This window comes from Streptomyces sp. NPDC093149, from assembly GCF_044754145.1.
Lineage (GTDB): Bacteria > Actinomycetota > Actinomycetes > Streptomycetales > Streptomycetaceae > Streptomyces.
This window is the reverse complement of sequence record NZ_JBIVON010000021.1, coordinates 33,331-55,460: the sequence shown is the minus strand read 5'-3', so window position 1 is coordinate 55,460 and position 22,130 is coordinate 33,331. Positions and strand designations below refer to the sequence as shown.

Genomic DNA, 22,130 nt, shown 5'->3' with positions numbered 1-22,130 from the left:
CACATGCGGCCGTGACGTGTCGGCCGTACGCCGCCCGGACCGGTCGGCCGATCCGGACCGCCACCCGCGACCGACTCTGCCGAAACGGTCCGTTCACCTCGCGGAGCGATCCGTCTGAGAGAATTTGTTCCGCTTGGGAACCAAGGGTGGCCGGCGAGGGAGCCGGCCCGGCCGCGCGCCGTCACACCCCGGTTCCTCCCTCTGCTCCCGCCCCGACCGGTCAGCCACGCCCGGCCGGGGCGGACACGTCTCCACTGCGGAAAGGTCTCTCCTCATGCCTCTGGCTCTGCTCGCACTCGCTGTGAGCGCCTTCGGCATCGGTACCACGGAGTTCGTGATGATGGGCCTGCTGCCCGATGTCGCGGACGATCTCGGCACCTCCGTACCCACCGCCGGACATCTCGTCTCGGCGTACGCGATCGGCGTCGTCCTCGGCGCACCACTGCTCACCGCCGTCGGCTCCCGGATCCCGCGCAAGCGGATGCTCCTGCTGCTGATGGCCCTCTTCACGGTCGGCAACCTCGCCTCCGCGCTCGCGCCCGGATTCGGCTGGCTGATCGCAGGCCGGTTCCTCGCCGGCCTGCCGCACGGGGCGTTCTTCGGCGTCGGCGCGGTCGTCGCCGCCCGACTGGTCTCCGAGGGGCGGCGGGCACGGGCCGTGGCGACCATGTTCCTCGGCCTCACCGTGGCCAACATCATCGGCGTCCCGGCGGCGACCCTGCTCGGCCAGCACCTCGGCTGGCGGGCCACCTTCCTGGTGGTCGCGGCGATCGGGCTCTGCGCGATGGCGGCGCTCGCCCGTCTCGTACCGTACGTACCCGTCGAGGCCCACCAGGGCCTGGGCCGCGAGCTGCGTGCCCTCGGCGACCGACAGGTGCTGCTCGGCCTGCTCACCGCCGTCTTCGGCTTCGCCGGGGTCTTCGCCGTGTACTCCTACCTCTCGGCCATGACGACCGAGGTGATGGGCTTCGGCGAGTCCTCGGTGACGCCGGTGCTCGCGCTCTTCGGCATCGGCATGACGCTGGGCGCACTCGCGGCGGGCCCGCTCACGGACCGGGCGCTGCGCCCGACGCTGTACGGATCGCTCGGCGCCCTCGCCGTCGTCCTGCTCGTCTTCCCGTTCGCCGTCCATGTGCGGTGGGCGGCGCTGGTGACGGTCGTCCTGCTCGGCGGGGTCGGCTTCATGACGACCACCCCGCTTCAGATGCTGGTCATGAACAAGGCCAGGCACGCCCCGACGCTGGCGGCCGCCTCCAACCACTCCGCGTTCAACCTCGCCAACGCGGGCGGCGCGTGGCTGGGCGGAGCGGCGATCGCGGCGGGCTGGGGCTGGACGTCCCCGGCCCCGGTCGGCGCGGCCCTCGCCGTCGCGGGCCTGGTGGTCGCGGCCGTGGCCGGCCTGCTGGACCGGGACCGTCCGGGCCCGTCGCGGATCGTCGCGAGCGCCGACGCGGAGGCACGAACCGTACGGAGCGGGGTCCGGGCGGACGCGCGCTGAGGTGCGGGCCGGGTCGGCCCGTCAGGTCCCGGAGGGCGGGCCGATCCGGGGGCGCCCGGTGACAGGACGGCCCCGGTACCTCACCGCTCAGCCCGACTCGCGCCACCGGTTCGTGATCGGCAGCCGCCGGTCCTTGCCGAAGCCCTTCGGGGAGATCTTCGTGCCCGGCGGGTACTGCCGCCGCTTGTACTCCGCCGTGTCCACCATCCGCAGCGTCTTCGTCACCAGGGCATCGTCGAACCCGGCCGCGACGATCTCGTCCAGACCCTGGTCCCGGTCGACGTACAGCTCCAGGATCCGGTCCAGTACGTCGTAGTCGGGCAGCGAGTCCGTGTCGACCTGGCCCGGCCGCAGTTCGGCGCTGGGTGGCTTGGTGATGGACGCCTCCGGGATCGGCGGGGTCTGCCCGCGCTCCTCGGCGGCGCGGTTGCGCCACTTCGCGAGGCGGAAGATCGACGTCTTGTAGACGTCCTTGATCGGGCCGTACGCCCCGACCGAGTCGCCGTACAGCGTCGAGTAGCCGACCGCCAGTTCGGACTTGTTTCCCGGAGCCAGGACGATCTGGCCCTCCTGGTTGGAGACGGCCATCAGCATCGTGCCGCGCAGCCGGGACTGCAGGTTCTCCTCGGCGAGGCCGGTGAGCCCCAGCGAGCCCATGTACGCGTCGAACATCGGCTCGATCGGTACGGTGCGGAAGTTCAGCCCGGTGCGGCGGGCCAGCTCGGCCGCGTCGCCCTTGGAGTGGTCCGAGGAGTACTTCGACGGCATCGAGATGCCGTACACGTTCTGCGCGCCCAGCGCGTCGCAGGCGATGGCCGCGACCAGCGCCGAGTCGATTCCGCCGGAGAGCCCGATCAGCACACTGCTGAAGCCGTTCTTGGCGGCGTACGCGCGCAGGCCCACGACCAGCGCGGAGTACAGCTCCTCGTCGTCGTCGAGCCGCTCCGCGTATCCGCCGGCCAGCTCGGGCTCGTAGGCCGCGAGGGGTTCCTCGGAGAGCACCACGCGATCGATCCGCAGCCCGTCGTTCACCATGCCCGACGGCGCCTCGGCCTCGGCGGCCGGCAGGTCCAGATCGAGCACGACGCAGCCCTCGGCGAACTGCGGGGCACGGGCGATCACTTCGCCGTCGCGGTCGACGACGATCGAGTCGCCGTCGAAGACCAGCTCGTCCTGGCCGCCGATCATCGCCAGATACGCGGTGGTGCAGCCGGCCTCCTGGGCCCGCTTGCGGACCAGCTCCAGCCGGGTGTCGTCCTTGTCCCGCTCGTACGGCGAGGCGTTGATCGACAGCAGCAGCCCGGCGCCCGCGGCCCGCGCGGCCGGCACCCGGCCGCCGTCCTGCCAGAGGTCCTCGCAGATCGCGAGCGCCACATCGACGCCATGCACCCGCACCACCGGCATCGAGTCGCCCGGCACGAAGTACCGGAACTCGTCGAAGACGCCGTAGTTGGGGAGGTGGTGCTTGGCGAAGGTCAGCGCGACCTGTCCGCGGTGCAGCACCGCCGCGGCGTTCTGCGGGGCGCCGGCCGGCTGGCCGTAGCGCGGCTGGGCCGTTCCGGAACGGTCGAGGTAACCGACGACGACCGGCAGTTCCCCGAAACCCTCCGCTTCGAGACGGGCGGCGAGCGCGCGCAGGGCCTGGCGCGAGGCCTCGACGAAGGACGACCGCAGGGCCAGGTCCTCGACGGGGTAGCCGGTCAGCATCATCTCGGGGAACGCCACCAGATGGGCGCCCTGCTCGGCGGAGTGCCGGGTCCAGTGGACGATCGCCTCGGCATTGCCGGGGAGATCACCGACGGTCGAGTCGATCTGATTCAGTGCGAGGCGTAGTTGAGGCACGCGCACCAGTGTAATCGTCTGACTGACGCGATGTCCTCGCGGGCCGCGCGCCCGCGAGGTGGCCCGCCGGGAGAAGGTCAGCGGCGGTAGCCGACGACCGTCATCATGCCCACGTCCGAGTGGTAGATGTTGTGGCAGTGGAGCATCCACAGGCCCGGGTTGTCCGCGTCGAACTCGATGGCCAGCGAGCTGTGCGGGCGGACGATCGCGGTGTCCTTGCGCGCCCAGGTGGCCGCGCGCCGGTGGGAGGCCCGGTGCTGCGGCCCCGCCGCTCCCACCACGCCGAACGAGTGCCCGTGCAGATGGATGGGGTGCCACATCGTCGTGACGTTGTAGAACTCCAGCCTGACCCGCTCGCCCGCCTTGACCGGATGGCGTCGCCGGGGGTTGTACGGCTCGCGGTCGAAGGCCCAGTCGAACGCCTTCATGTTGCCGGTCAGTTTGAACCGGATGGTGCGGTCGGGCTCGCGGACGGACAGCGCCACGGACCCGTCCGGCGACAGTTCGCCCGCCTCGACCAGCCTTCCGTCCAGTTCCTTCGGCCGCACGGAGGCGGAAGGTGCCGTGCCCTTTCCGGTGCGGAGCAGGGCCAGCGCCGAGGCCCGCTTGCCCTCGGCGAGCGCGGTCAGCGGGAACACCCCGTCCCCGGCGGTGACCATCACGTCGTACCGCTCGCCCATGCCCAGCAGCAGGGCGTCCGTCGTGGTGTGCCGGACCGGGTAGCCGTCGGTGTGGGTGATCGTCATGCGGTGACCGCCGAGCGCCACGCGGAACGCGGTGTCGCCGCCCGCGTTGATGATGCGCAGCCGGATGCGGTCGCCGGGCTTGGCGGAGAAGGAGGAGGGCGACCTCGCGATGCGGCCGTTGATCAGGTAGTACGGGTAGGCGACATTGCCTCCGTGGCTGTCGAGCAGTCTGCTGAAGGAGTCCGTCATGATCCGCGAGGGGCCGGAGCGGCGCTTGGCGGACTTGGGGGACTTGGGGGACCCACCGTGTCCGCTGTCCCCCGCGTCGCCCTTGTCGTCCATGTCGCCCTGCTGGTCCATGTCGCCGTGGTCCGAGCCGCCCTGGTCCGAGCCGCCGTGGTCCATGCCGCTGTGGTCCATGCCGCCCTTGCCCCGGCTCAGCTCGTCGAGCACCGAGTCGGGCGTGGAGCCGTCCACCCCGTCGACCCAGTCGTCGAGGACGACGACCCACTCCTTGTCGTACTTGAGGGGCTCCTTCGGATCGTCGACGATCAGCGGCGCGTAGAGCCCGCGGTCCTGCTGGACACCCGTGTGCGGATGGAACCAGTACGTCCCCGGGTGCGGCACCTTGAAGCGGTACGTGAAGTCCGCGCCCGGCTTGATCGCCTTCTGGGTCAGGTCGGGGACGCCGTCCATGTCGTTGCGCACGTTGAGGCCGTGCCAGTGCAGGGTGGTCGTGGCCGGAAGGTGGTTGGCGAGGTTGAGCGTCACGTTGTCGCCCACCGCGAACCGGAGTTCCCGGCCGGGCAGCCGTGCCTCGTAGGCCCAGGAGCCGACGACGAGCCCGCCGCCCAGATCGAGACGGGACGGGGTGGCGGTGAGGTCGATCTTCCGCGAGGGACCGGAGGGCCGCTTCGCCTCGGCCGCGGCGACCTCCTCCCCGTCGGGGGAGACGTACTCGCCCGTGGACCTCCCCCGTGGGGAGGTCCCGTGGTTCACGCTGCCGCGGGTCGTGTCGTCGGCGTCGGCGCCGCCGGCCTTCGTGCCGCTGCGGCCCGTCTCGGATGCACCGGAACAAGCGGCCAGGACCGTCGTACCGGCGGTGGCGACAGCGGCGCCGAGCACGGCGCGCCGGGTGGGTGGAGTGCGCATGACGGAGAGCACCTCGGGGTGTTGTCGGTGGACGGTCTGCTGGGGGAGGGGCGGCGCCCCTCCCGTATCCGCAGCACCGACAACGAGGCACGACGCGTCCGGCCCGGCCGGGCGTCCGGCCCGGGGACCGGCGACACCGGCGCCGCGCCGCCCGCGGCGAGGTGGGCGACCTCGATGGGCAGCACGACGGACGGAAACAACTGTCCGTATGTCGCACATCCACTCAGTGTCATGTCGAGCACCCTACCCCTGCTGGGTATGCGCCGCGCGGGGAGATGCACCGGCGGAGTGCTGAAACGTATCTCCTCAGTGTTGGAGGGCCCGGCGGGGCGCACAGCACAGCGACCCGGTACCTCTCGCGCACGAGGGGTGCCGGGCCGTTGAGCGGTGCGTTCGCGGAACCGTCAGCCGCGGGCGTAGACCTTCTCCGCCCAGGCGGCGATCTGTTCCTCCGAGAGGTGCTGCGCCAGATCGGCCTCGCTGATCATGCCGATCAGCTTCTTGTTCTCGACCACCGGAAGCCGGCGGATCCGATGGGTCTGCATCTCCTCCAGAACCTTCTCCACGCCCGCCCCCGCGTCGATCCAGCGCGGGGTGCCGTGGGCGAGGTCGCCCGCGGTCATCCTCGACGGATCGTGTCCCATCGCCACACAGCCGACCACGATGTCGCGGTCCGTGAGGATGCCGATCATCCGGTCCTCCTCGCCGTGGGCCGAGATGGGCAGCGCGCCCACCTTGTGGTCGCGCATCAGCTGTGCGGCGCGGTCGAGAGTCTCGTGCGCGGGGATCCATGTGGCCCCGGTGTGCATGATGTCCTTGGCGGTGGTCATGAGGGATTCCTCCTGCGTGCCGTCGGGCATGCTGTACGACCCCGAGCGAACCCATCGTCATCGGCCCGTTCGGCGGACGCGACCGCTATCGCCCATTCGGGTGCATCTGTGGCTCGGAGGGAATCCTTCAGGACCGGGGCTTCGCCCCTCGTGCCGCCAGCATCCGCGCCATCGTGTCCAGCTCGGACTGCTGGGCGTCGGCCATCCCCTGGGCCAGGCGCTTCTCCACCTTCACCGTGCACAGCCGGGCGCAGCCGCGAGCCATGTCGATGCCGCCCTTGTGGTGGTCGGTCATCAGCTGGAGATACAGGACCTCGGTACTTGTGCCGCTCGCCCTGCGGAGCCGGTCCAGCTCGGTCCTGGTGGCCATGCCGGGCATCAGGGAGCCGTCGTGCGCGTGGTGCGTCCCCGTGCCCTCCATCCCCGCCATGCCGTGTCCCTCGTGCCCGCCGGCCGCCATCCAGGCCATCGGTTCCTGCCCGGCGGCCGCCTTCGGCAGCTCCCACAGGTCCAGCCAGCCGAGCAGCATGCCCCGCTGGTTGGCCTGCGTATTGGCGATGTCGTACGCGAGGCGGCGCACCTCCTCGTCACGCGTGCGGTCACGCACGATGAAGGACATCTCCACGGCCTGTTGATGGTGGACCGCCATGTCGCGGGCGAAGCCGGCGTCCGCCGAGTCCACCGCGGGCGTGCGCGGGGCGGGGGCGGCGGCATGGCCCGCACCGTCGTCCCGCGCGGAGGCGACCGTCGCCACCCCCGCGAACAACAGCGCGAGCCCGACGGCGGAGCCCGCCACCCACTCGACGCGCCGGCCACGCCGTACAGCGGTCACCGGGTCCCCAGCCCGCCCGTGCACGGCGCGCCGGGCTCGGGGGTCTGCGGCCCCTGCACGAACGCGGCGAAGAACTGGCCGACCCGCGGGTCGTCGGCGCCGTCCACCGTGACCTGATTGCCCCAGGCACTCAGCATGATCGTCCCGGCCTGGTCCTTGTACGGGCTCATCAGCGAGTACGGCGTCCGGCCGACGCGTTCGGCGAGCTTCGCCACATCGGTGTCGGAGGCCTTGTCCGTGTACGTCACCCACACCGAGCCGTGCTCCAGCGAGTGCACGGCGTTCACGTCGGGGATCGCCTTCTGGTAGACCTCGCCGTCGCAGTTCATCCATACGGGGTTGTGGTCACCGCCGACCGGGGGCTTCATCGGGTACGTGACGGGCGTCGTGACGTGGTTGCGGGTCAGCTTCTCGGCGTCCCACGTCTTCAGGCCCTCGATCGGCCCGTCGGCCGGCTTCTGCCGGTCCGTCGAGGGCGCCTTGGCGTCCTCGGCCCGGACGTCCGGCTTCTTCTCCGACGCCTCGGACTTGTCCAGCACCATGTACGAGCCGAAGCCGACCAGCCCCACGACGACGAGGACGCTCAGGCTTATGGCCAGGACACGGTTGCGGCGCTCGCGGGCGCGGTCGGCGTTGTGCATCTGCTCCATACGGGTCCTGCGGTCGAAGCTCATGGCGTCGGGTCCTTCTGCGAAGGGGCGGGAAGTGACAGGAATCGGTCGGGAGAACCGGCGTGCACCGGGCGGTCGCGAAGCCGCTCCACCCCGTGCGCACCATGGGCGCCGATCGTAGTGGGTGGCCGGGTGCTCCATCTCACGTCGTGTGCGTAATCTGGGTGAAATCCCGGGTCGTGATACTGGAGTTCCTCCCCTACCCCGGGTGGTGGTGCACGGACCGTCTGAACTGCAAGGATGTAGCTATGGACAAGCAGCAGGAATTCGTCCTCAGAACGCTTGAGGAGCGCGACATCCGCTTCGTACGGCTGTGGTTCACCGATGTCCTCGGCTACCTCAAATCCGTTGCCGTGGCCCCCGCCGAACTGGAACAGGCGTTTGACGAGGGCATCGGCTTCGACGGCTCGGCCATCGAGGGCTTCGCCCGGGTGTACGAGTCCGACATGATCGCCAAGCCGGACCCGGGGACGTTCCAGATCCTGCCGTGGCGCGCGGAGGCCCCCGGCACGGCCCGGATGTTCTGCGACATCCTGATGCCCGACGGCTCGCCGTCCTTCGCCGACCCCCGCTACGTCCTCAAACGCATCCTCGCCAAGACCTCCGACCTGGGCTTCACCTTCTACACCCACCCGGAGATCGAGTTCTTCCTGCTGAAGGACAAGCCGGTGGACGGCAGCCGCCCCACCCCCGCGGACAGCTCCGGCTACTTCGACCACACCCCGCAGAACGTCGGCATGGACTTCCGCCGCCAGGCGATCACCATGCTCGAATCCATGGGCATCTCGGTCGAGTTCAGCCACCACGAGGGCGCCCCCGGCCAGCAGGAGATCGACCTGCGGTACGCGGACGCGCTCTCCACCGCCGACAACATCATGACCTTCCGCCTGGTGATGAAGCAGGTCGCGCTGGAGCAGGGCGTGCAGGCGACGTTCATGCCGAAGCCGTTCTCCGAGTACCCCGGCTCGGGCATGCACACCCACCTCTCCCTCTTCGAGGGCGACCGCAACGCCTTCTACGAGTCGGGCGCCGAGTACCAGCTGTCCAAGGTCGGCCGCTCCTTCATCGCCGGCCTGCTCACCCACGCCGCGGAGATCTCCGCCGTGACGAACCAGTGGGTCAACTCCTACAAGCGCATCTGGGGCGGCTCCTCCCGCGCCGCGGGCGCCGGCGGCGAGGCCCCCTCGTACATCTGCTGGGGCCACAACAACCGCTCCGCCCTCATCCGCGTCCCCATGTACAAGCCCGGCAAGACCGGTTCGGCGCGCGTCGAGGTCCGCTCCATCGACTCCGGCGCCAACCCCTACCTGACGTACGCGGTGCTGCTCGCCGCGGGACTCAAGGGCATAGAGGAGGGCTACGAACTCCCGGCCGGTGCCGACGACGACGTCTGGGCGCTGTCCGACGCGGAGCGCCGCGCGATGGGCATCGAGCCCCTGCCGCAGAACCTGGGCGAGGCGATCTCTCTGATGGAGAAGAGCGAACTGGTCGCCGAGACGCTCGGCGAGCACGTCTTCGACTTCTTCCTGCGCAACAAGAAGCAGGAGTGGGAGGAGTACCGCAGCGAGGTCACCGCCTTCGAGCTGAAGGCCCTGCTGCCGGTGCTGTAGGCGCGGTTCGAAGAGAGAACGGCTCGGGCCGACGGTGTCACACCGTCGGCCCGAGCCGTTCTGGACGTCCTGGGCCGTCCCTGGGCCGCCCGGTACCCGGTCGGCGGCTTCGCGCATGCTGTCCGCAACCGCTCGGTGCGGGGCGTGTTCAGGTCCGAAGCGAGAGCCACGGGTCGCATGGACCCGTACCCACGCCCTCTTCTCGCTCAGTCGAACCGGCAGCCCATCTCGTCCAGGATCTCGTCGATCACCTCGGCGGGCTCCCGGGCCAGGTCCTCCTCGATCCACATGCGCATGGCGATCCGCAGCGAGGACAGGAACGCCGCGGCCAGGACCAGGGGGCGGACCGCCTTCTCCGTCGGGCCCCGGCGCACCGTTATGGCGTCGGCCAAGTCCCTTTCCAGGGCCGCGTGGTTGGCCAGTTGCCGGGCGAGCAGCGAGGGGTGCCGCATCGCCAGCCTGGTCCGCAGGGCCCACTCGCGCTCCGGCGGTGCGACCCGATCGGCGAACTGTGTCATGGCCGCCCGCAGCGCGGTCCACGCGCTCTCCTCGGCGGGGCGGTCGCGTACGGCCTGGACGAGGGCCCTTATCTGCTGCTCCTCGCCGTACAGGAGGGCGTCCTCCTTGCCCGTGAAGTAGTTGGAGAACGTTCTGCGGGAGATCCCGGCCGCGTCCGCGACGGCCTCCACCGTGACGTGGTCGAAGCCGTGCTCGACGGTCAGCCGCAGCGTCGCCTCGTGCACGGCCTGCCGCGTGGCTTCCTTCTTGCGTTCCCGCAGTCCCACAGAGCTCTCCATGGGTTCAGTATCGCCCCGACGGGCATAATTGCCCAGTGAGCAAAATTGCCCAGTGAGCATGTATGGTGAAGCCTTTCCTGCCCCTGTTCGAACCTTCCGGAGGTTGCGCGTGAGCGCACAAACGGCCGCGCCGACCGAGGTCGCGCCGATGGATCACCGTCATGTGCTGCGGGCGCTGAGCGGGCTGCTGATCGTGCTGTTCGTGGCCATGATCAGCAGCACGGTGGTCTCGGTGGCGCTGCCGAAGATCATCGGATCGCTGAACGGCACCCAGTCGCAGTACACCTGGGTCGTCACCGCGACCCTGCTGGCCTCCACGGCCTCCACCCCGATCTGGGGCAAGCTCGCCGACCTGTTCAGCAAGAAGCTGCTGCTCCAGATATCCATCGGCATCTTCGTCATCGCGTCGATCGCCTGCGGATTCGCCCAGTCCACCGGGCAGTTGATCGCCTTCCGCGCCGTGCAGGGACTCGGCATGGGCGCGCTCCAGGTGCTCGTCCAGGTGATCATCGCCGCGATGATCAGCCCCAAGGAACGCGGCCGCTACAACGGCTACCTGGGCGGCGTCATGGCCGTCGCCACCGTCGGCGGACCGCTCCTGGGCGGCTTCATCACCGACACCTCGTGGCTCGGCTGGCGCTGGTGCTTCTTCATCGCCGTACCGTTCACACTGATCGCCTTCGTGATGCTCACCCGCACCCTGCATCTCGCCGAGGTGCGCCGCCCGGAGACGAAGGTCGACTACCTGGGTGCCTCGCTCATCGCCGGCGGCGTCAGCCTGCTGCTGCTCTGGGTCACCTTCGTCGGCAACGACTTCGACTGGCTGTCCTGGCAGACCGTCGTCATGGTCGGCGCCAGTGCCCTGATCCTGATCGCGGCCGTCGTGGTCGAGAGCCGGGTCAAGGAGCCCGTCGTCCCGCTCCACGTCGTACGCCGCCGCGACCCCGCGCTCGCCATCGTCGCGAGCCTCGCGGTCGGCATGGCGATGTTCGGCGGCGCGGTCTTCCTCGGCCAGTACTTCCAGATCGGCCGCGGCTACTCACCGACCGAGGCCGGACTCCTCACCATTCCGCTGATGTTCGGCGTGCTGGTCTCCTCCACCGTCGCCGGACGCCTGGTCTCCAGGACCGGCAAGGTGAAGCCGTACATCATCACCGGCGTCGTCGTCCTCACCCTGGGCTTTTTGGGCCTGTCCACCATCGACCACGAGACCTCACTGGTCCTCGTCTCGATCGGCATGCTCGCGGTCGGCATCGGTGTCGGCATGTCGATGCAGAACCTGGTCCTGGTGCTGCAGAACACCGTCCCGCTCGGCGAACTCGGCGCGGCCAGTGGCGCGATCACCTTCTTCCGCTCGCTCGGCGGCACGATCGGAGTCTCGGTGCTGGGTGCGGTGCTCGCCAACCAGGTCGCCACGAAGATCACCGACGGCCTGGCGAAGCTCGGCGTCGACCCGGCGGTCTCGTCCTCGGGCGGCGGCTCCACGCTGAACATGGACGCGATGCCGCCGCAGATCCAGGAGGTGGTGCGTGCTGCGTACGGTGACGCGACCGGCACCATCTTCCTGATCTCGGCGGGCATCGCGGTGATCGGTGTGATCGCCGCGCTGTTCCTGACGCCGACGAAGCTGCGCGACAGCGTCGACCTGTAGCAGGTTCCCACCGATCCAGTGTTGATCCGCAGCCGATCTGCGTGGACCCGTGGTCGGTCCTGCCCGGCCGGTTCCCGTACCGTGCCCCGCGTCCTGACGGCGCGGGGCACGGCCGTGCGCGCCGTACACGCCGAGGACGGGCCCGGGACGGCCGCTTCGTGCGAGGTGACCTCCACCGGCGCCGCGGCTGAGGTAGTGTGACCCATCCCGAACACGGGACCGACCAAGGAGGTGAGCCCCATTACCGCTGTATCAGGCTGGGTGCTCATCCCGCACGATCGCACGGTCGACCCGACATAATCGACCGCGGAGCGCCCATCGGCTTCCCGAAAGGCTGCGCTTCATGTCGGTTTCCGCGTCACCGCTCACCGTCTCCTCCATCGTCACCACCCTCCGCGCCGCCGGCTGCGTATTCGCCGAGGACGAGGCGGAGTTGATCGTCTCCACGGCCGCCGACCCCGCCGGACTCGCGGCCATGGTCGAGCGGCGGGTCGCCGGTCTTCCTCTGGAACACGTCCTCGGCTGGGCCGAGTTCGGTGGTCTGCGGATCGCCGTGGACCCCGGTGTCTTCGTACCCCGCCGCCGCACCGAGTTCCTGGTGGGGCAGGCCGTCGCCCTCGCCGGTCCGGGGGCGGTCGTCGTCGACCTCTGCTGCGGCTCCGGAGCCCTCGGCGCCGCGCTCGCCGCGACGCTGGACCGGATCGAACTGCACGCCGCCGATGTCGCACCGGCCGCCGTACGGTGCGCCCGCCGCAACGTCGGTGGCGCGGGCCGGGTCTACGAGGGCGACCTCTTCGATCCGCTTCCCGGCTCGTTGCGCGGCCGGGTGGAGATCCTGCTCGCCAATGTGCCGTACGTACCGACGGACGATGTCGAACTGCTTCCCCCGGAGGCACGTATCCATGAGCCGCGCGTCGCACTCGACGGGGGCGCGGACGGCCTCGACGTCCTGCGACGGGTCACCGCCGAGGCGCCGCGGTGGCTGGCGCCGGGCGGGCATCTGCTGGTCGAGACGAGCGAGCGGCAGGCGGCACAGGCCGAGGAGACCGTCGCCCGCAGCGGTCTGATCCCGCGTGTGGTCACCTCCGACGAGCTGTACGCCACCGTCGTCATCGCGACCCGGCCCGAGTCGTCCGGGAACTGAGCGAGGACGGACGCCGAGGCGGCCCGGTCCGGTCCGGGCTCAGGAACCCGGCAACCGCCGGACCACCGCCGTCCCGGCGTCCAGGTCGATTCCCATGCGGGGCGGCGCGCCGTCCAACGCGTCGTCCTTCAGGACCTGTTCCTCCACCCGGTGCTCGATCTCCACACGCTTGGCCGAGTTGAGGAACGCGTGCAGCTCATCGGCGACAGAGGCCCCCACACCCAGGCCATGACGAGGCGTGCGGGCGGCGAGGACGCGTCGCAACCGGTCGGGCCGGCCGGTACGGACGACGGCGTAGCGGGCCGAGGCCAGCAGGAACGGCACCATCACCAGCACGGCCATGACCAAGAGACTCGACATCATCACCATGCCCGTCCCAACGCCGGGCGCCGGAGGGCCGTTCCCGCCGCCGGGCGCCGGAGGGCCGTTCCCGCCGCCGGGTGCCGGAGGGCCGTTCTCAACGCCGGGTGCCGGAGGGCCGTTCCCGCCGCCGTACGACGAGCCGGGTACGCGCCATCACGCCGTTCAGCCGAACCGCCACCGCGTCTGGCTGAACACGGGGCCCTTGCCGAAGCCGAAGACCGTACGCGGCGACACCTCGAACACCAGCGCCTCATGGCCCGCGTGCCGGAACGTGCCGTCCTGGACGTCGAAGTGCCATTGCGGGCCGTACTTCGACTCCCAGGCCGCGGCCAGCCGGTTCAGCCGGTCCTCGTCCGTCACCCGCTCCGCCCGGCCCTCGACCACCACGTCGAACCCCTCCGAAAGGGTGTTGTCGCCGGTCGTCAGCACCACCTCCGGGTTGGCGGCCAGATTCAGGCCCTTGCGTTCCGACGCCCCCGTGCTGAAGTACAGCGCGCCCTGTGACCACACCCCGATGAGCGGGGTGACATGCGGGCGGCCGTCCGGCCGGACCGTGCTCAGCCAGTAGATCTCCGCGCCGGTCAGCAGTGACTCCGCCGCCGGCCACGAGCCCGCCGTCGCCCCTTCGGCGCTGTAGCGGGCATCCAGCTCGGCGACGGGTTCGAATGTGGACATGCGGCCTCCCGGTCGGATCCTTGAAGCATTCTGTCTGCGAAGTGTGGACCGTGCATCTGCTCCGGATTCATCGGCGCGGGACAGCCCTTACGGCCTGGTGCACGACAGCGAGCGGGCTCCCGGCGCCGTGCGGCTTCGCCCCCGGCGTCGTCGCCGGTCGACGACGCTCCGCGTCGCCTCCCTCCTCCGCCGTGGATCCGGAGCCGCATGACACCGCTTCGTGATCCACGCTCCATCGTGCACCGGGCCGTTAGGCTCGGAATGCTGGATGGTGTGTGGGCGGCGAGCAGGAGAGCGCGGAATGACGACGGTGCCGGGACGCAGGAGCAGTACGTTCACCCGACTGCTGCGGCACGGATTCACCGACCCCTCGGCCGCCGAGCGCCTCCTCGATCTGCCCGTGCTGTCGTCCGTACGCTCCGATCCGGTGCTGCTCGACGCCCTCGGTGCCACCGCGGACCCCGATCTGGCGCTGCACGGGGTCGTCCGGCTGGTGGAGTCCGAGGAGCCGGACGAGCGGCAGATCCTGCTGGACACCCTCGTCACCGCCAAACCGCTGCGGGACCGGCTGCTCGGAGTGCTCGGGGCGTCCGAGGCGCTCGGCGACCATCTGGCCCGCCACCCCCGCGACTGGCACGCGCTCGTCACCTACGAGGCCACCGACCTGCACCCCGGGGTGCACGAATTCGAGCAGGAGCTCGCCGGAGCCGACGACCCCGACTCGCTGCGCGTCGCCTACCGCCGGTGCCTGCTGGCCATAGCGGCCCGCGACGTGTGCGGTACGACGGACGTCGCCGAGGCCGCCGCCGAACTGGCCGATCTGGCCACGGCGACCCTGCGGGCGGCGCTCGCCATCGCCCGAACGGCCGCACCCGGCGACGCCGCCCTGTGCCGGCTCGCCGTCATCGCGATGGGCAAGTGCGGCGGGCACGAGCTGAACTACGTCTCCGACGTCGACGTCATCTTCGTCGCGGAACCGGCCGACGGCGTCGAGGAGAGCGCGGCCGTGCAGGCCGCCACCCGGCTGGCCGCACACATGATGCGGATCTGTTCCGACACGACCGTCGAGGGCACCATCTGGCCCGTCGACGCCAACCTCCGTCCCGAGGGCCGCAACGGGCCCCTCGTCCGGACGCTGTCCTCGCACCTCGCGTACTACCAGCGCTGGGCCAAGACCTGGGAGTTCCAGGCGCTCCTCAAGGCCCGGCCGGTGGCCGGCGATCCCGAACTGGGCGCGGAGTACGTCGAGGCCGTCTCGCCGCTCGTATGGCAGGCCGCGGACCGCGAGAACTTCGTCGCCGACGTGCAGAAGATGCGCCGACGCGTCGTCGACAACATCCCCGCCGACCGGGTCGACCGCGAGATCAAGCTCGGCCCCGGCGGGCTGCGGGACGTCGAATTCGCCGTGCAGCTGCTCCAGTTGGTGCACGGCCGCAGTGACGCCACGCTGCGCAGCGGCTCCACCCTGGAGGCGCTTCGGGCACTCGCCGCGGGCGGCTACGTGGGACGCGTGGACGCCACGCAACTGGACGACGCGTACCGCTTCCTGCGCGCCATGGAGCACCGGATCCAGCTCTACCGGCTGCGCCGTACCCATCTGGTCCCGGAGGACGAACGGGATCTGCGACGTCTCGGGCGCTCCCTGGGGATGCGCACGGACCCGATCACCGAGCTCAACCAGGCATGGAAGCGGCACGCCTCCGTGGTGCGGCGGCTGCACGAGAAGCTGTTCTACCGGCCGCTGCTCGACGCCGTCGCCCAGCTCGCGCCCGGCGAGACCCGGCTCAGCGCCCAGGCGGCCGGACACCGGCTCGAAGCCCTCGGATACGCCGACCCGGCCGCCGCGCTGCGGCACCTGGAGGCACTGTCGTCCGGGGTCTCCCGCAAGGCCGCCATCCAGCGCACCCTGCTGCCCGTGCTGCTCGGCTGGTTCGCGGACTCCGCCGACCCGGACGCCGGACTGCTGGGCTTTCGCAAGGTGTCCGACGCGCTCGGCAAGACCCCCTGGTACCTCCGGCTGCTGCGGGACGAGGGCGCCGCCGCCGAGAATCTCGCCCGGGTACTGTCGGCCGGCCGGCTCGCCCCGGATCTGTTGCTGCGCGCCCCCGAGGCGGTGGCTCTGCTCGGCGATCCGCAGGGACTGAGGCCGCGCAGCCGGGAGCATCTGGAACAGGAGGTGCTGGCCGCGGTGGGGCGGGCGGAGGATGCCGAATCCGCCGTCGCCGCGGTGCGCGGGGTGCGGCGGCGGGAACTCTTCCGGACCACGGCCGCGGACCTCATCGGCTCGTACGGTACGGAGGAGAGCCCCGCCGAGGAGGATCCCGGGGCCCTCGTCGACCGGGTCGGCAGCGCCGTCACCGATCTGAACGCCGTCACGATCGCGGGCGCCCTGCGTGCCGCCGTGCGCGAACGGTGGGGGGACACCCTGCCCACTCGGTTCGCCGTCATCGGCATGGGCCGATTCGGCGGGCACGAGCTCGGATACGGCTCCGACGCCGATGTGCTGTTCGTCCACTCACCGCGCGAGGGCGTGGACGAGCACGAGGCGGCGCAGGCCGCGAACGCGGTGGTCGCCGAGGTGCGGAGACTGCTGCAACTGCCCACCGCCGACCCGCCGTTGATCATCGACGCGGATCTGCGGCCGGAGGGCAAGAACGGGCCCCTGGTGCGTACGCTGCGTTCGTACGAGGCCTACTACCGGCGCTGGTCGCTGGTCTGGGAGAGCCAGGCGCTGCTGCGCGCCGAACCGGTGGCGGGCGACGAGGAACTCGGCCGTGGGTTCATCGAGTTGATTGATCCGCTGCGCTACCCGATGGAGGGTCTCGGGGAGGACGCGATCCGCGAGATCCGCCGCCTGAAGGCCCGGATGGAGTCCGAACGGCTGCCGCGCGGCGCGGACCCGACGCTCCACACGAAGCTGGGGCGCGGCGGGCTGAGCGATGTCGAGTGGACGGTCCAGCTGATGCAGATGCAGCACGGCTGGGTGGAACCGGGGCTGCGGACGACACGCACCCGCGAGGCGCTGGCCGCGGCGTGCGCGGCGGAGCTGATCCCGGTCGAGGACGCGCAGACGCTCGACGAGGCCTGGGTGCTGGCGACGCGCGTCCGCAACGCGGTGATGCTGGTACGGGGGCGGCCGGGCGACACGTTTCCGTCCGGACCACGTGAACTCACCGCGGTGGGGAGGTACTTGGGGTACGAGCCGGGCCATGTCGGGGACATGCTGGACGACTACCGGCGGATCACGCGACGGGCGCGGGCGGTGGTGGAGGAGCGGTTCTACGGGGCGTGAGGGGGGTACTGCGTGGGGCTTTCGAGGGCCGGGCCCCGGAAGGCCCCGGCCCTCACTCGGCGGACGGGCCCGACGCGTCCTCGTCCAGCAGCGCGCGGCAGTGCCCGATGAAGGCCTCCAGCGCCAGTTCGAACGCCGCGTCCGCCCGGCCCGTCCCCACCGCGGCCAGCGCCTCGGCGAGGCGGGGTGTCGTGCTGTCGTCCGGCAGTTCCCACATCGTCTCCGGCGCCGCCAGGTCCAGCGCGGAGCCGAGGACCAGGTTCTCCAGGGCGGTGATCACCGTCATCACCTCGGCCATGGCGAAGCCGACGCCCAGCAGCAGCCGTACCGCGCGCTCGTACTGTTCCAGGACCTTCGGGGCGCGCACCGGTGACGTCGTCAGCAGCGGGATCGCCTGCGGGTGGGCGGCGAACGCGGCGCGGTAGGAGCGGGCCCAGGCCGTCATCGCCGCGTCCCACGGCTCCACGTCGAGGGTCGCGGAGTCGATCGCCGAACAGACGTGCTCCCGGACGAGCTCGACGACTCCGCCCCTTCCGTCCACATGGTGGTAGACCGACCCGGTCTGCACCCCCAGTCGCCGGGCTATCTGCGGGACGCTGAACTCGCCCTGCTCATCGATGAGTTCGAGCGCCGTGGCGGTGATGCGCTCCCGGTCGAGCAGCGCCGTGCGCGGCCGTCCCATGTGCCGTTCTCCTGACGTGTGCCTGCGGGCAAGTCTGCTGAAAGGTCTTCCCGGATGCCCATGGGCGAGGTTACATTGCCGAAACCGAAAGCCTTTAGGTTTCTGGTTCCCGGTCCCTGCCCCGCCAGTCGCAGAAGGGCTTCCTTCCGTATGTCCGCGCCCACCCTCAGGAGAGGCACCCTCGGCACCGCCGACATCGCCTTCTTCGTCGTCTCGGCCGCCGCACCGCTCACGGTGATGGCCGGGGTCGCCCCCATCGCCATCCTGCTCGGCGGCATCGGCGCCCCCGTCGGCTATCTGCTGGCGGGCATCACCCTCGCGGTCTTCGCCGTCGGGTTCACCACGATGAGCCGCCATGTCCGCAGCGCGGGCGCGTTCTACGCGTACATCACCCGAGGACTGGGCCGCCCCCTCGGCATCGCCGCCGCCCTGCTGGCGATGCTCGGCTACAACGGCATGGAGATCGGCGTCTACGGGCTCCTCGGCTCGGCCACCGCCGACACCGCCCGGGCCCTGTGGGGCATCGACATCCCCTGGCTGCCGGTCTCCCTGGCCGGGCTGCTGCTCATCTGGTACGGAGGCTTCCGCTCCATCGACTTCGGCGCCAAGGTCCTCGGGGTGCTGCTCGTCGCCGAGACCGGCATCCTCGTGCTGCTCGCGGGCGGTGTGCTGCTGGACGGCGGAGCCGACGGGATCTCGCTCGCCTCGTTCACGGCCGGCCATGTCCTCGTACCGGGCATGGCAGCCGTACTGGCCTGCGCCTTCGCCGCGTTCACCGGGTTCGAGTCCACGGTGATCTACCGGCGCGAGGCGCGGAACCCGGACCGTACCGTGCCGCGCGCCACCTACATCGCCGTCGCGTTCCTCGGGCTCTTCTACTCGTTCGTCGTCTGGACCGTCATCCAGGCCTTCGGCGACGCCCAGGTCGTCAAGGCGGCCGCCGCCGACCCGGGCGGGCTGTTCTTCTCCGCGATCACCCACTACGTCGGCGGCTGGGCCGCGGACCTGATGCACGTCCTCATCGTCACCAGCGTGCTCGCCTCGCTGCTGGCCTTCCACAACGCCATCAACCGGTACGGGCTCGCGCTCGCCGAGGAGGGGGTGCTGCCCGCCGCCCTCGGCCGCGTCCACCCCCGGCACCGTTCCCCGTACGTGGCCGGCGTGGCCCAGTCCGTGCTCGGCGCCGTGATCGTCATCGGCTTCGCGGCGGCCGGCGCCGACCCGTACGCGCAACTGCTGCTCTGGGTCAACACCCCCGGAATGATCGGCCTGATGGCGCTGCAACTGCTCGCCGCGATCGCTGTGCCGCTCTACTTCCGGCGGTTCGACCACGGCGAGGGCAGACTCCGCACCGTCGTCGCGCCGGTTGTCGCGACCGTGCTGCTCGCCGCCGCGATCGTCCTGGTCACGGACAACGTCGATCTGTTCTCCGGGGCCTCGACCGGTGTGAACGTCGTGCTCGTCTCGCTGGTGCCCGCCGTCTTCCTGATCGGGCTCGGGCTCGCCTACCGGCTGAAGCGCACCAGACCCGAGGTGTACGCCCGGTTCGCGGCCGAGCCGTCGCCGCCGGGAGAGGACGGGGCCGTGACCGTCCCCGACCCCACCACGCCCGCCACCACCACCGTCTAAGGAGTCCCACCGTGCCCGCAGCCGACCTCCTCCTCACCGGAGCCCGTGTCCGCACCCTCGACCCGGCCCGGCCCGAGGCCACCGCCGTGGCGGTCAAGGACGGGGTGATCACCGCCGTCGGCGACGAGGCCGGCCTGCGCGAGTGGCGCGGCACCGGCACCGAGCGCATCGACCTGGCGGGGGCCACCCTCACGCCCGGCCTGGTCGACGCGCACAGCCACCCCGTCTGGGGTCTGGAGATGGCCGACGGCGCCGACCTCACCGCCGTCCGCGACCTCGACCAGCTGCGCGCCGCACTCGCCGGGGCCGAACGGACCGAGGGCTGGGTCATCGCCTGGGGGCTGGACCACAACGCCTTCGGCGGCCGGCCCGTCGACCGGGCCCTCATCGAGGACGCCGTCGGCGGCGCCCCCGCCTTCATCCGGCTCTACGACGGACACTCCGCGCTGGTCAGCGGCGCGGCCCTGGAACGCGCCGGAATCACGGGCCCCCGCGCCTTCGCCCAGCGCTCCGCCGTCGTGTGCGACCCCGACGGGCGTCCCACCGGCCATCTCGTCGAGCACGCCGCGATGGATCTGGTCGCCGAACGGCTGCCCAGGCCCTCGTCCGCCGAGCGCCGCGCCCGGCTCGTGGAACTCCTCTCCGCAATGGCCGCCACCGGCCTCACCGGGGCCCATGTGATGGACCTCGGCGACGGTTCCGTACCCGAGCTGCTGGCCGGCGTGGAGGAGCGCACGGATCTGCCGGTACGGCTCCGGCTGGCCCCCTGGTGCATGCCGGGCGCCGACAAGGAGGCCCTGGACGAGCTGGTACGGGTGCAGGGCGAGGCGGGCCGGCTCTGGCGGGTCGGCGGCGTGAAGTTCTTCATGGACGGCACCGTCGAGGGCGGTACCGCGTGGCTGGAGCACGCCGACTGCCACGGGGAGGGCACCGAGGCGTTCTGGCCGGACCCGGCGGCGTACACCGCGGCCGTGCACCATCTGCACCGTGCCGGGGTGGGGACCGCCACGCACGCCATCGGGGACGCGGCCGTCCGGCATGTGCTGGACACGGTGGAGGCGCTGGGGGAGAGCGGCCGGCTCCGCCACCGCATCGAGCACATCGAGACCGTGCCGAACGGTCTGGCGGCCAGGTTCGCCTCGCTCGGGGTGATCGCCTCCATGCAGCCCACGCACACCGCGTACACGCGTGCCGACCACACCGACGAGTGGTCGAAGCGGCTCGGCGACGAGCGGGCCGGGCAGGCCTGGCGCTGCCGGGACCTGCGCGACGCCGGGGCGTACCTGGCGCTGGGCTCGGACTGGCCGATCGCCCACTACGACGTACGGCAGGTGCTGGCCACGGCCCGGCTGCGCCGGCTGCCCGGGGTGTACGACACCGAACCGGTCACCGCCGAGCAGGCGCTGACCGGGCTGATGGCGCTGGAGGGCTGCACCTCGCACGCGGCGGTCGCCGCCGGGGAGCAGCGGGTCGCGGGGCGCATCGCCGTGGGGTACCGGGCCGACCTGACGGCGCTCGGGGTGGACCCGGTGGCCGCCCCGGCGGACGAGCTGGGGGAGGCGCCGGTGCGGCTCACGGTGTGCGGGGGGCGTGTGGTGCACCGGGGGTGAGGCGGTGGGGGAGCGGGCCCGCCGGGCGCCTGCTCCCCGATGGTCCCCGCATCGGCCTCGGCCCTCGGGCGGGCCGGGCCGGTGCTCTCAACGGCGCGCCGTCGCGTCCGCCGTCGTACGCGGCGTGCGGACCGCCGTGCCCGTGGACAGGCCGGCCGGGCGCAGCCTCCCCCGTGTCGGCGGCACCCGTTTCGGGAGATGGTGCGGCAGCGAGCCGTGCCAGGCGTATGCGACCGCGTAACCGAGGACCAGACACGTCAAACCGCCCAGCGCGTCCAGCCAGAAGTGGTTGGCCGTCGACACGATCACGAGCAGGGTGACCGCCGGGTAGAGCAGGCCGAGGACGCGGGCCCAGGGGGCGGAGACCAGCGCGAAGACGGTCAGGCCGCACCAGAGCGACCAGCCGATGTGCATCGAGGGCATGGCCGCGTACTGGTTCGACATGTTCTTGAAGTTGCCCGAGGCCATCGAACCCCAGGTGTGATGGGCCAGGACGGTGTCGATGAAATGGCCGCCGTTCATCAGACGGGGCGGTGCCAGCGGAAACAGGTAGTAACCGAGCAACGCCACGGCCGTGGTCGCGAACAGGGCCAGCCGGGCCGCCGCGTACCGGCCGGGGTGACGGTGGAACAGCCACACCAGCACGCAGACGGTGACGACGAAGTGAAGCGTCGCGTAGTAGTAGTTCATCGACACGATCAGCCATGTCGCCGAATTCACCGCGTGGTTGACGGTCTGTTCCACGGCGATGCCCAGATAGGTCTCGACCGACCAGATCCGGTCGGCGTTGCGCAGGGCCTCGGCCTTCTGCTCCGGGACGGCGTTGCGCACCAGCGAGTACACCCAGTAACTGGCCGCGACGAGCAGGATTTCGAACCAGATGCGCGGCCGGCGAGGAGAACGCAGGGAACGCAGTTTCGCCAGGCCGCTGTCGCGCCGCCCGGCGTTCCGCTTCGTGTGAGCCGCGGGGGCCGCCTCGCCCACGATGGGTGACGGGGTGGCCTCCGACGGGCCTTCCTGTGACGTCACACTCAATTCACCCATAGGCACAGAGTCTGCCAGAAATGTTCCTCCCACCCGATCATCCGCCGCTCGGGAACGGGCCGCACATCTGACCGCCGGAACCAGGCAGTCCGCGCCGGGACTGCGGGCTGGTGCTGTCGCCG

At 71.1% G+C, this 22,130-nt stretch carries 17 protein-coding genes; 7 read left to right on the top strand and 10 right to left on the bottom strand.

Annotated features, from left to right (window positions below):
• The first annotated feature begins 274 nt into the window (after positions 1-274).
• Positions 275-1,498 carry an MFS transporter gene (locus ACIQCZ_RS36595; protein ID WP_402289425.1) on the top strand — a complete coding sequence of 408 codons (1,224 nt, stop codon included), beginning with the start codon at positions 275-277 and terminating at the stop codon, positions 1,496-1,498.
• 87 nt (positions 1,499-1,585) lie between these two features.
• On the opposite strand, the gene ACIQCZ_RS36590 is transcribed toward ACIQCZ_RS36595, so the two are convergent.
• From ACIQCZ_RS36590 to ACIQCZ_RS36570, 5 genes are all read right to left on the bottom strand, one after another.
• Positions 1,586-3,340, bottom strand: coding sequence for an NAD+ synthase (locus ACIQCZ_RS36590; RefSeq protein ID WP_402289422.1), 1,755 nt, complete (start codon positions 3,338-3,340; stop codon positions 1,586-1,588).
• Positions 3,341-3,417: 77 nt separating this feature from the next.
• Complete coding sequence (locus ACIQCZ_RS36585; RefSeq protein ID WP_402289419.1) at positions 3,418-5,178, bottom strand: multicopper oxidase family protein; 1,761 nt, start codon at positions 5,176-5,178, stop codon at positions 3,418-3,420.
• Positions 5,179-5,582: 404 nt separating this feature from the next.
• Positions 5,583-6,008: a CBS domain-containing protein gene (locus ACIQCZ_RS36580; protein WP_376282741.1), complete on the bottom strand. Its 426-nt coding sequence runs from the start codon at positions 6,006-6,008 to the stop codon at positions 5,583-5,585.
• Positions 6,009-6,135: 127 nt separating this feature from the next.
• The gene (locus ACIQCZ_RS36575; RefSeq protein WP_402289416.1) at positions 6,136-6,840 is read right to left on the bottom strand and encodes a DUF305 domain-containing protein; all 705 of its coding nucleotides are present in this window, start codon (positions 6,838-6,840) and stop codon (positions 6,136-6,138) included.
• Positions 6,837-7,514: a DUF3105 domain-containing protein gene (locus ACIQCZ_RS36570; RefSeq protein ID WP_402289413.1), complete on the bottom strand. Its 678-nt coding sequence runs from the start codon at positions 7,512-7,514 to the stop codon at positions 6,837-6,839. The genes ACIQCZ_RS36575 and ACIQCZ_RS36570 overlap by 4 nt, the downstream gene beginning before the upstream one ends.
• Before the next feature lie 245 nt (positions 7,515-7,759).
• On the opposite strand from ACIQCZ_RS36570, the gene glnA reads away from it, so the two are divergent.
• Positions 7,760-9,121 carry a type I glutamate--ammonia ligase gene (glnA, locus tag ACIQCZ_RS36565; RefSeq protein ID WP_093897617.1) on the top strand — a complete coding sequence of 454 codons (1,362 nt, stop codon included), beginning with the start codon at positions 7,760-7,762 and terminating at the stop codon, positions 9,119-9,121.
• Positions 9,122-9,327: 206 nt separating this feature from the next.
• Here the strand turns inward: glnA and ACIQCZ_RS36560 are convergent, their stop codons facing one another.
• The gene (locus ACIQCZ_RS36560) at positions 9,328-9,918 is read right to left on the bottom strand and encodes a TetR family transcriptional regulator (RefSeq protein WP_402289410.1); all 591 of its coding nucleotides are present in this window, start codon (positions 9,916-9,918) and stop codon (positions 9,328-9,330) included.
• Positions 9,919-10,066: 148 nt separating this feature from the next.
• Here ACIQCZ_RS36560 and ACIQCZ_RS36555 point away from each other — a divergent pair, with 148 nt between their 5' ends.
• Both ACIQCZ_RS36555 and ACIQCZ_RS36550 read left to right on the top strand, forming a co-directional pair.
• Positions 10,067-11,569 carry an MDR family MFS transporter gene (locus ACIQCZ_RS36555; RefSeq protein WP_402289503.1) on the top strand — a complete coding sequence of 501 codons (1,503 nt, stop codon included), beginning with the start codon at positions 10,067-10,069 and terminating at the stop codon, positions 11,567-11,569.
• Positions 11,570-11,912: 343 nt separating this feature from the next.
• A complete protein-coding gene (locus tag ACIQCZ_RS36550; protein ID WP_402289407.1) occupies positions 11,913-12,713 on the top strand; it encodes a putative protein N(5)-glutamine methyltransferase in 801 nt (266 codons plus the stop codon).
• Between the two features lie 39 nt (positions 12,714-12,752).
• On the opposite strand, the gene ACIQCZ_RS36545 is transcribed toward ACIQCZ_RS36550, so the two are convergent.
• A complete protein-coding gene (locus tag ACIQCZ_RS36545; protein ID WP_402289404.1) occupies positions 12,753-13,055 on the bottom strand; it encodes a DUF6191 domain-containing protein in 303 nt (100 codons plus the stop codon).
• A gap of 183 nt (positions 13,056-13,238) precedes the next feature.
• Positions 13,239-13,751, bottom strand: a complete 513-nt coding sequence (locus ACIQCZ_RS36540) for a pyridoxamine 5'-phosphate oxidase family protein (RefSeq protein ID WP_402289401.1) — start codon at positions 13,749-13,751, stop codon at positions 13,239-13,241.
• Between the two features lie 301 nt (positions 13,752-14,052).
• Between ACIQCZ_RS36540 and ACIQCZ_RS36535 the strand changes: the two genes are divergently transcribed.
• Positions 14,053-17,043, top strand: a complete 2,991-nt coding sequence (locus tag ACIQCZ_RS36535; RefSeq protein ID WP_402289399.1) for a bifunctional [glutamine synthetase] adenylyltransferase/[glutamine synthetase]-adenylyl-L-tyrosine phosphorylase — start codon at positions 14,053-14,055, stop codon at positions 17,041-17,043.
• 52 nt (positions 17,044-17,095) lie between these two features.
• On the opposite strand, the gene ACIQCZ_RS36530 is transcribed toward ACIQCZ_RS36535, so the two are convergent.
• Positions 17,096-17,725 (bottom strand): TetR/AcrR family transcriptional regulator C-terminal domain-containing protein, encoded by a 630-nt coding sequence (locus ACIQCZ_RS36530; protein WP_402289396.1) that lies wholly within the window; start codon positions 17,723-17,725, stop codon positions 17,096-17,098.
• Positions 17,726-17,875: 150 nt separating this feature from the next.
• Between ACIQCZ_RS36530 and ACIQCZ_RS36525 the strand changes: the two genes are divergently transcribed.
• Positions 17,876-19,354 carry an APC family permease gene (locus tag ACIQCZ_RS36525; protein WP_402289394.1) on the top strand — a complete coding sequence of 493 codons (1,479 nt, stop codon included), beginning with the start codon at positions 17,876-17,878 and terminating at the stop codon, positions 19,352-19,354.
• 11 nt (positions 19,355-19,365) lie between these two features.
• The gene (locus tag ACIQCZ_RS36520) at positions 19,366-20,964 is read left to right on the top strand and encodes an amidohydrolase (RefSeq protein ID WP_402289391.1); all 1,599 of its coding nucleotides are present in this window, start codon (positions 19,366-19,368) and stop codon (positions 20,962-20,964) included.
• 87 nt (positions 20,965-21,051) lie between these two features.
• Here the strand turns inward: ACIQCZ_RS36520 and ACIQCZ_RS36515 are convergent, their stop codons facing one another.
• Positions 21,052-21,948: a phosphatase PAP2 family protein gene (locus tag ACIQCZ_RS36515; RefSeq protein ID WP_402289501.1), complete on the bottom strand. Its 897-nt coding sequence runs from the start codon at positions 21,946-21,948 to the stop codon at positions 21,052-21,054.
• Positions 21,949-22,130: the final 182 nt, after the last annotated feature.